We start from the raw sequence: 9313 nt of genomic DNA, 5'->3' as shown, positions 1-9313 counted from the left end.
TGCGTGCAAAGCCGTCAGGCGGGCTTTGTGTGGTGTTGCCTTAGGAAAATCGTCGTATTTCCGCTGGACAACCCGCCGGAAATGTGCTATACTAAAAGTATTCCCAAACCGTTCGTTTCCGGAACGGAAATTCAAAAAGTCAGGAACGTGATGTAAATGAAGCGATTTCAGCAGAATATCCGGAAAGTGGTGCCGTATGTGCCGGGAGATCAGCCGGATTTTCCCGATATGATCAAACTGAATACCAACGAGAACCCCTACCCGCCGGCTCCGGAAGTGCAGGAGGTTCTGGCAAAGAGTAACGCTGAACAGATGCGGCTCTATCCGGACCCCACCGCACACCAGCTGAATGCTGCCATTGCCGAGGCATACGGCGTAGAGGAAGCACAGGTATTCACCGGCGTGGGCTCGGACGACGTGCTGGCAATGATCTTCCAGACCTTTTTCAACAGCGATCTGCCGATTCTGTTTCCGGATATTACATACGCGTTTTATCCGGTGTGGTGCGACCTGTTCCGGATCCCCTACGAGGTGCAGCCCCTGAACGAGAAGCTGGAGATCGTGCCGGAGGACTACTACAAGCCCAACGGCGGCATTGTGTTCCCGAACCCCAACGCCCCCACCGGCATCGCTCTGCCCTCTGCGGCAATTGAGGAGATCTTGCAGCACAATCCGGAGTCGCTGGTGGTCGTTGACGAAGCCTACGTGGACTTTGGCGGGGAAACCGTTTTGCCGCTGCTGAAAAAGTATGAAAATCTGATTATGGTGCAGACGTTCTCCAAGTCCCGTGCTATGGCTGGCGAACGAATCGGCTTTGCCATTGGCTCTGTGGAACTGATCAAGGCTCTGCATGATGTGAAGTATTCGTTCAACTCCTACACCATGAACCGTTCTGCACTGGATGCCGGAACCGCAGCTGTGCAGAATGCCGCATACTTGCAGGAGACCACCGCCAGGATCGTAAAGACCAGAGAACACACCAAGCAGGTGCTGGCGGAAATGGGCTTCCGGTTTCCGGACTCCAAGAGCAACTTCCTGTTTGTGACACATCCGGACTGCGATGCACATGAACTGTTCGAGGCACTGCGGGAGGCACATATTTTCGTCCGCTGGTTTGATTCTCCCAGAATCCGGAACTATCTGCGGATCACGATCGGCACCGATGCTCAAATGGAATCGCTGTTCGCATTCCTGCGGGCGTATCTGAAAAAGTAATTTCTGTTGGACAAACATCAAAAAAGGGGAAGCTTCCCGTGAGAAGCTTCCCCTTTTTCAATAGGAGATACATTTTATGAAACTGCGGCGTAATTACCGCAGGGGAGAACCTGTGAATGGACAGATCCCAGCAGGTTTACTGGATCTCGATCTGTTTTACTTCCGGCTTTGCCGGCTGCTTTTTCGGCAGTGTCAGGGTCAGCACGCCGTTTTCATAGGCGGCATCAATGTGATCCACATCGACATTGCTGATGTCCAGCCGCTGCAAATACTTGCAGAAGCTGCGTTCCCGCTGTAAATAGGTGCCCTTGCTTTCGGGCTGTTCTGCCGTTTTTGTTTCGCCGGATTCGCCGTCTTTCTCGGGGGCTTCTTCGTTCTGTTTCTCTGCGGTATGCTCTGCCGCAATTGTCAGAACATCGCCCTCCAAGGACAGCTTGATTTCCTCTTTCCGGAACCCCGGCATGTCGGCTTCCAGCACATAGCTGTCACCGGTATCCCGCAGGTCGGTTTTCGGCACTTTTGTGATCTCTGTGTCTTTCAGAGAATTCCACAGTGTGTTTGCAAACGGTTGAAAAATGGTCATCATAAGTCATTCCTCCTTGGAATTATCTCCAGCAGTCCATGCTGCTGTTCTTTCTTTGTTCTGTATGCTGTGAAAACAGCACTTTTTCTCTCTATCTATTTGTCGTGCTCTCTTTGTGCGGTGTTGCCTTAGTGGATTTCCAGCTGACGGGAAACCGGAGCAGCCGGCTGCTTTTTCGGCATCGTCAGTGTCAGCACGCCGTTTTCATAAACTGCATGGAGTTTGGAAGTGTCCACATTGCTGATGTCCAGCTTCTGCTCATAGGAGCTGGTGCTGCGTTCCCGACGGAGATAAGTGCCGTCTTTTGCCTTTTCCTCCTCGGTCTTTTCCTTGTGGACGGCGGACAGTGTCAGAGTGTCGCTCTCTACGCTGATCTTGATCTCGTCCTTCTGGAATCCCGGCAGCTCTGCTTCCAGCACGTAGCTGTCACCGGTGTCCCGAATGTCGGTCTTGCAGGAACTCATCGCTGTGGACTTTTCGCCGAAGAATTCATTCTCCCAGTCCCGCATGGAACGGAACAGGTCATAACCGGTACGTTCAAAAGGTGTCAAATATGTCATCATAAAGCATTCCTCCTATGCATGGTGTTCTGATTTTGTGGTTTGCGGAACGGTGCTGACCGGTTTGCTGTCTGCTTCTTCCGGAGCTCCTTTCCGTTTACAAGTATCATATTACCCCCGCTGTGTGAAAGTTCAAGGTTGGTTCTGTGAAAACTAGATGAAAATTAGCACTCTTAGCAAAAGAGTGCTAACAAGTGCTAACGGTGAGTGCTAACTCTGCAAATGAGTATCGAAAAGAAAAACGGGCACAGCATGCTGTACCCGTTTGCAATATTTGTTTCCAACCGATCCGGCTTTTCAATGTGAGATCACTTAAACTGATATACGGCGATATTTTCAAAGCCGTCCAGCAGGGTGTCCATTTTGCGGAATGCAATGGCAGTGCCCTTTGCCACGCAGTGAATGGCATCTTTGGCGACTACGCACTTGACCTGCAAAGTTCGTTCTACCAGTTTCCGCAGACCGCCCAGCATCGCACCGCCGCCAGCCATGAGCACACCGTTTTCGTAGATGTCGCCCACCAGTTCCGGCGGCGTTTCTTCCAGAACCGTCTTGATCGCTTCGATGATGTCGGCGATCACATCTTCCACGGCTTCAAAAATTTCCAGTTCGCTGATCTCCTGCATCTCCGGCAGACCGCTGACCAGATTCCGTCCCTTGACCCATGATGTCACATCGGCTCTGGGGTCGTACAGGTTCGTCATTTCGATTTTCAGCCGTTCCGCAGTGCGTTCGCCGATCAGCAGCTTGTACTTGGTCTGCATGTAGCGGATAATTGCCTGATCCAGCGTGTTTCCCGCCGCACGGACGGAGTGAGAGGTGACGATGCCGTTCATGGAAACGATTGCCACGTCAGTGGTGCCGCCGCCGATGTCCACGACCATGTTGCCCCGTGCCTTGCCGATGTTCACGCCGGCACCGATCAGGGCGGCAATGGGCTCATCGATCAGGTATGCCTTTCGGGAGCCGGCACTCATGGCAGCTTCCACGACGGCACGCTTTTCCACGTCTGTGATAAAGGACGGCACACAGATGATGATGCGGGGCTTGGTGAGCCGGTGGCCGGTGACCTGTAAAATGAATTCGCGGATCATGTACTGTGTCATGCGGTCGTCCGAAATGACGCCGCCGGACAGCGGGCGAATGACCTCAATATAATCCGGTGTTTTTCCGATCATCTGATAGGCACGCTTGCCCACTGCAAGTACTTCTTTGGTGTGGGTGTGATAGGCAATGGCAGAGGGCTCGCTAAGCACGACACCCTTTTTTCCTAAGGTGATGACCGTGTTTGCCGTTCCTAAGTCGATACCAATATCTGTTTTGCTCATAGCGATTCCTCCTGTTTCTGGGTGTCCTTGATTTCTCCGTCCGGTTCGTCAGACTGGGAAATCGGAAGTGTCTGCGTGGGCTTCTGCTGTTCCAGCATATCCCGCAGACAGGTATATCGATTCATACGGCGGTTGTTGTCCACCATTTGATAAATGACGTTTTGAGAGCCGATCAGGATCAGCAGCCGTCTGGCTCGTGTGACGGCTGTGTACAGCAGATTCCGGTAGTACAGCTTCGGGAATCCGCCCAGCAGAGGCATGACGACCGCCTGAAATTCGCTGCCCTGACTTTTATGTACGGTGACAGCATAGGCAAGTTCCAGCTGATCTAGCTGTTCAAAGGGATAGGTGGCACGTCTGCCGTCAAATTCTGCAATGACTTCCTGACCTTGCCGGTTGATCGCACGGAGATACCCGATGTCCCCGTTGAAAATGCCGGTGCCGTTTTCGCCGTCCTTGTGCCAGATGATGTCGTAGTTGTTCTTGATCTGCATCACCTTGTCGCCCTCCCGAAAGGTGTACAGGATCGAACGGCATTCCGGCTTGTCTACGGATTTGGGGTTGAGTACCGCCTGTAGCTGCTGGTTCAGTTCAATGACACCCATGCTGCCCTTGCGGGACGGGGTGATGACCTGAATGTCCTCCATGGGGGAGTAGCCATAGGCGTTGGGCAGTCTGGTTTTCACCAAGTCCAGCATCAGCTGTGTTGCGTCCTTTTCCTGTAACCGCTGGAAGAAGAAACAGTCGCTGTCCTTGCGGGACAGGTCGGGGTGTTCGCCCTGAATGATTTTGTGGGCGTTGGTGATGATGCTGCTTTTCTGTGCCTGCCGGAAAATTTCTTTCAGAGCCACCACCGGCACTCTGTCGCTGTGGATCAGATCCCGCAGCAGATTGCCGGCTCCCACAGAGGGCAGCTGGTCGCAGTCGCCCACCAGAACGACCTTGCAGCTTAGCCGCAAGGCACGGAGCAGGTGCTCAAATAGCAGCACATCTACCATGGACATTTCGTCCACGATCATTACATCGCAGTCCAGCGGGTTGTGTTCGTTGTGCTGGAACCGCATGTTGCCGGACATGTCGTATTCCACCGCCAGCATGCGGTGAATGGTGCTTGCCTCGTAGCCGGTGAGATCAGAAATGCGGCTGGCTGCCCGACCGGTGGGGGCGGCGATCATCACGCGGTAGCCCTGCTTTTCGTACAGTTCGATAATGGCATTCAGTGTGGTAGTTTTACCGGTGCCGGGGCCGCCGGTGAGGATCATGATGCTGCGGGAAAGGGCAGTGACAATGGCTTTTCGCTGCAACGCCGCATACTGCATGCCCTGTTCCTGCTGCTGTGTATCGATCATTTTTTCGAAGATCTCCTGATCTTCCGGTGCACTGAAGTCCTGTATCACACCGATGCGGTCGGCGATATAGCGTTCCGCAATGTAGTAGTCTTCCAGATAGACAAAATCCCGTCCGTTCTTTTCATAGACGTAGAGGGTGTGGTCTTCCAATGCTGCCGCATAGGCAATTTCAAATTCCGCCTCGTTGACCTGCAAATACTTGCACGCCGTAGGACGGAGCCGGTCCAGCGGCAGGCAGGCGTTGCCGCCGTTGGTGTTGTACTGTAAGATGTAGCAGATGCCCGCCTGTATCCGCTGGGGAGCATTGTGGGCAAACTGCATGCCCTGAGCCACGGCATCGGCTTTCTGGAAGTCCAGTTCCACGCCGGAGCTGCAAAGCAGATAGGGGTTGGCGGCAAGCATGTCCATGGCACCGGTGCCCCAGTGCTGATAGGCACGCATGGCATATTTGGAACGAATGTCATACTGCGACAAAAACAGCATCAGTGTCCGCAGGGAAAAGATCTGTCGGACTTCTGCGGCGATCGCTTCGCACTTTTTCGGGGAGATGCCCCGAATCTCCAGAAGACGGGTGGGCTCCTTTTCCATGATCTCCAGCGTTCTGTCCCCGAAGTTTTCCACGATTTTTTTCGCCAGCGATGGTCCGATGCCTTTGATCGCACCGGAGGAAAGGTATCGCTGGATATTGAAGGCATCTGCCGGCAGCTTGCGTTCCCAGTACTGTGCCCGAAACTGCATGCCGAAACGGGGGTGCGTGGTGTATTCACCGTCTACCGACAGCCGTTCGCCTTCTTCGGTTTCTCCCATTTCGCCCACCACAGTGACCAGTGTGCCGTCCGCGTCCAGTTCCAGTACGGTATAGCCGTTATCCGGATTGCAGTACAGCACGTTTTCCACAGTGCCTTCCAGGTGCAGCGTTTTTCTTTCGTTTGGTGTCACTGCGGGTTCCTCCTTTGACAGCGGCAGCAGGCGTTCTGCATTGCTTCTACAGCTGCCGGAATTTGGCTCTCCTGTGGGCGGGAGAGTACACTTCTTTTATTATACCTGTTTTTTCGACAAATTGCAATGACTTTTTTCACAATCTGTGCCGCTTCCAAAAATTTTCGTCAACTCCGACAGACGGCAATAGCAAAAGTCCTTGTGCCGGCTGCAAAACGCTGTACATGCCGGTTCCAGCGAGCCGTCCGGTGTCGCGTCCACCAACCAGACTGTCCGCACCATGTCGCGGTCCGTCCACGTCAGCTGTGCCGCCAGTGCTGCACATTGTGTTTCCCACTGCTGTGGATTTTCCAGCAGGGCAAGGGTCGCCATATGTCGGGGCAGCTCATGGGAAAACAGCCGCCGGCACAGTCCCAGTGCTGCCAGTGCCGTGATCGCCAGCAGCCCGAACACCAGCAGGCAAACCAATCCGTTCATCTGTGACACCTCTCTTTCAGGGAACGGTAAATATCCCCACCGTCGGCGGGAACAGACTGAAGATCCCGAAGCAGACGGCAACGCCTGCAAACAGCAGGATCCCCAACCATGAACCGCCTTTGGCGTGGGGCGTGTGTTTCCATGTCCAGAATGCCGTCACTGCCGCACCCAGCACAAATGTGAGAATATCTGCCCAGAGCCAGTGCCTGCCGCAGATGCCGGTATAGGTGTAAAAGAGGGCAGTAATGGTCAGCATGCCCAGCAGTGCTCCCTCTGCCCGCGTCAGGACGTAGCCCTTCCAGCGGTGTCCCACCCAGATGTACTCCCAGACGGTGTAGACCAGCACCGGAAAGAACAACAGTTTCAGATGTTCCCACGGACTTTCGTTGATCGCGGCATACAGCCCCACGACCCGATTTTCTCCTGTCCAGCCGTACAAAAAATGGAGCACTGTCCCAAAGACAATGCTCCATAGAAATCCGATCCAGACACTTCTGCGGAATTCCTGCATCACGCATCACCTCAATACCAAGGTATGCAGCATGCCGGAATCTGGTGCATGAGAGTCTGTTTCGCATCTTCCTGCACGCATCTTGCGTGCATATTTTCCGAGATATTTCGGGAAAATATTCGAAAATCCACAAAGGATTTTCTCCGTTTTTCCCTTCATCTCTCAAAAAATCTGACGACGCAATCTGCATGCGTCAGATACGAAACAGACTCTTAGATCTGTTCTTCTGCCGGTGCTTCCAGCCCGAACTTTCTCCGGACTGCATCAACGATCAGGTCTGCCGTGCCCTCTACGCCCAGCAGGTTGCTGTTGAGAAACAGGTCGCGGTAACGGGTGTTGTTCACTTCACAGCCGGTGTGCGAACGGTAATATTCCGCCCGTGCCTTGTCCACTTCTTCAATGATTCGCTGGGGTTCTGCGGTGGCAAGCCCCAGCGTCAGAATACTGTTGCGGATTCTTGCCTGATAGGGGGCAAAGATGTAGCAGCGTATTACGTTTTCCCGTTCCCGCAGCAGATAGTCCGCACAGCGGCCGATGATGACGCAGTTTTCCGTTTCGGCGTGCTGTAGCACTAACTTGCTCTGTACCTCGAACATGCGGTCCTTTTTCAGAGAACTGCCGATGCCCAGCGGGTACGCCATTTTATAGTAGCCGGAGGAACTCATGCCGTTTTTGCTGAACTCCACCAGAGAGTGCAGAGTGCTGTCGATTTCCTCTGCCTCTTTTTCCAGTACATTTCTGTCGTATAGGGGAATGCCCAGCTTTTTTGCCGTAGCAATGCCGATGTCCCGCCCTCTGCTGCCGAACTGCCGTGTAATTGTGATCACATAATTTTGCATGGATAAAAGCCCCTTTCTCTTTGAAAATCGTATGATATTGCTCATCATATTCATGATACCACAAACTGTTCCGTTTGTAAATATGGAATATTACACGAGAAACACTCTGGAATTTTGGGAAACTTGGCAGTTTTTCGGCGGAATCCACGCTTTTGCAACAGACTCGAAAAAACATGCAGGATTCTGCCGGCGAGTTTGTCCGGAGCCGGCTTTTTTCGGAAATATAACGGAGAATGCAATTGCATCTTTCTGACTGCATTTTTTTACAGTTTAATTACAATACACAAAAAGGTGTTGTAATTTTGACAATTGTTGTGTATAATAATATGTAGACAAAAGAACTTGTGCCGCCGCAGATTTGGCATAGTTCGGGCAGACCGCAGAAGGATGCTGCCTGAAATCCCTGTAAGAATGTGAAGTGATCTCATGAAAAAAATTCTGTTTATGACGATACAATCTGCCGCGATCTGGACGGCTATGGCGATGCTGCTGTATACCGTAGGAAAAATGCACATGGACAGCAGCCTGTTTTTGCCGCTGACTGCCGGCGTTCTGCGGTAGATTTTCTTTTGTACAACACCGCATAAAGCCCGCCTGACGGCTTTGCACGCAATCTGCGTGCGGATTTTCCGTCATATTGCCCTGAGCAATCTGCCAAAAAATCTGACAACGCACCTTACGCACAAGCTTTGTGCGGTGTTGCCCTTGCAATTTTTCTGCGTTTGTGGTACAATAAAAATGATCTGGAGGCACACCATGCACAGCAGCCGAAATGATTTGGCAGGGCTGTCGCTGGAAAGAGCATACAGAGTTACAATGTACCAGTGCTCCGGAAATATCTGATTTTGTGAGGAAAAAACCATGGTAGTCATTGAAATGGCAAACGGCAAGAAGATTAAGATCGAACTGTATCCGGAAATTGCACCGATTTCCTGTGAAAACTTTGAAAAGCTGGTAAAGCAGGGCTTTTATGACGGACTGATTTTTCACCGCGTGATTCCGGGATTTATGATTCAGGGCGGCTGTCCGGACGGTACCGGCATGGGCGGCCCCGGCTGGAACATCAAGGGCGAATTCGCTGCAAACGGTGTCAAGAACGACCTGAAGCACACCCGCGGCGTACTCTCCATGGCTCGTGCCATGAACCCCAACTCTGCCGGCTCCCAGTTCTTCATCATGCATGAAGACGCTCCGCATCTGGACGGACAGTATGCAGCATTCGGCAAGGTCGTAGAGGGCATGGACGTGGTAGACGAAATTGCTTCCGTCAAGACCGACTACAACGATAAGCCGCTGGAACCGCAGGTTATGAAAAAGGTTACGATCGAGGAATAAGGAAGCTCCGCATAAAGCCGTCAGGCGGGCTTTATGCAGTGTTTCCCTTGTACGATTTTGCCTGTATACAACGAAATTGCCGCAGTCAAGATGCCGGAAACGGTATCTGCTGCGGCAATTTGGATTCACTGGTAAGTTGTTAGGGCAATACCGTGCAAAGTCGCCAGACGCTCTTTG

At 52.5% G+C, this 9313-nt stretch carries 10 protein-coding genes; 3 read left to right on the top strand and 7 right to left on the bottom strand.

The features are described 5' to 3' along the window. Positions 1-156 precede the first annotated feature (156 nt). Positions 157-1215 (top strand): histidinol-phosphate transaminase, encoded by a 1059-nt coding sequence (gene hisC / locus RUMCAL_RS04890; protein WP_021681488.1) that lies wholly within the window; start codon positions 157-159, stop codon positions 1213-1215. A gap of 136 nt (positions 1216-1351) precedes the next feature. Here hisC and RUMCAL_RS04885 read toward each other — a convergent pair whose 3' ends face one another. The 7 genes from RUMCAL_RS04885 to RUMCAL_RS04855 form a co-directional block, all read right to left on the bottom strand. After that, a complete protein-coding gene (locus RUMCAL_RS04885) occupies positions 1352-1801 on the bottom strand; it encodes an Hsp20/alpha crystallin family protein (RefSeq protein WP_021681487.1) in 450 nt (149 codons plus the stop codon). 125 nt (positions 1802-1926) lie between these two features. Further along, complete coding sequence (locus RUMCAL_RS04880; RefSeq protein WP_021681486.1) at positions 1927-2361, bottom strand: Hsp20/alpha crystallin family protein; 435 nt, start codon at positions 2359-2361, stop codon at positions 1927-1929. Between the two features lie 305 nt (positions 2362-2666). Beyond that, the gene (mreB, locus tag RUMCAL_RS04875; RefSeq protein ID WP_021681485.1) at positions 2667-3686 is read right to left on the bottom strand and encodes a rod shape-determining protein; all 1020 of its coding nucleotides are present in this window, start codon (positions 3684-3686) and stop codon (positions 2667-2669) included. Further along, positions 3683-5974: an SF1B family DNA helicase RecD2 gene (gene recD2 / locus RUMCAL_RS04870; RefSeq protein ID WP_021681484.1), complete on the bottom strand. Its 2292-nt coding sequence runs from the start codon at positions 5972-5974 to the stop codon at positions 3683-3685. The genes mreB and recD2 overlap by 4 nt, the downstream gene beginning before the upstream one ends. A 99-nt stretch (positions 5975-6073) precedes the next feature. Then, positions 6074-6451, bottom strand: a complete 378-nt coding sequence (locus RUMCAL_RS04865) for a hypothetical protein (RefSeq protein WP_021681483.1) — start codon at positions 6449-6451, stop codon at positions 6074-6076. Between the two features lie 16 nt (positions 6452-6467). Then, positions 6468-6962 carry a DUF6512 family protein gene (locus tag RUMCAL_RS04860; protein WP_021681482.1) on the bottom strand — a complete coding sequence of 165 codons (495 nt, stop codon included), beginning with the start codon at positions 6960-6962 and terminating at the stop codon, positions 6468-6470. A 212-nt stretch (positions 6963-7174) separates the two neighbouring features. Continuing rightward, entirely contained in the window at positions 7175-7801 is a 627-nt protein-coding gene (locus tag RUMCAL_RS04855; protein ID WP_021681480.1) for a cytidylate kinase-like family protein, read from the bottom strand. 426 nt (positions 7802-8227) lie between these two features. Here RUMCAL_RS04855 and RUMCAL_RS16665 point away from each other — a divergent pair, with 426 nt between their 5' ends. Both RUMCAL_RS16665 and RUMCAL_RS04850 read left to right on the top strand, forming a co-directional pair. Then, the gene (locus RUMCAL_RS16665; protein WP_021681477.1) at positions 8228-8362 is read left to right on the top strand and encodes a hypothetical protein; all 135 of its coding nucleotides are present in this window, start codon (positions 8228-8230) and stop codon (positions 8360-8362) included. Positions 8363-8662: 300 nt separating this feature from the next. Further along, positions 8663-9136 (top strand): peptidylprolyl isomerase, encoded by a 474-nt coding sequence (locus tag RUMCAL_RS04850; protein WP_021681475.1) that lies wholly within the window; start codon positions 8663-8665, stop codon positions 9134-9136. Positions 9137-9313 lie beyond the last annotated feature (177 nt).

The organism is Ruminococcus callidus ATCC 27760 (assembly GCF_000468015.1).
Lineage (GTDB): Bacteria > Bacillota > Clostridia > Oscillospirales > Ruminococcaceae > Ruminococcus_C > Ruminococcus_C callidus.
This window is presented reverse-complemented; position numbering and strand designations above follow the sequence as displayed.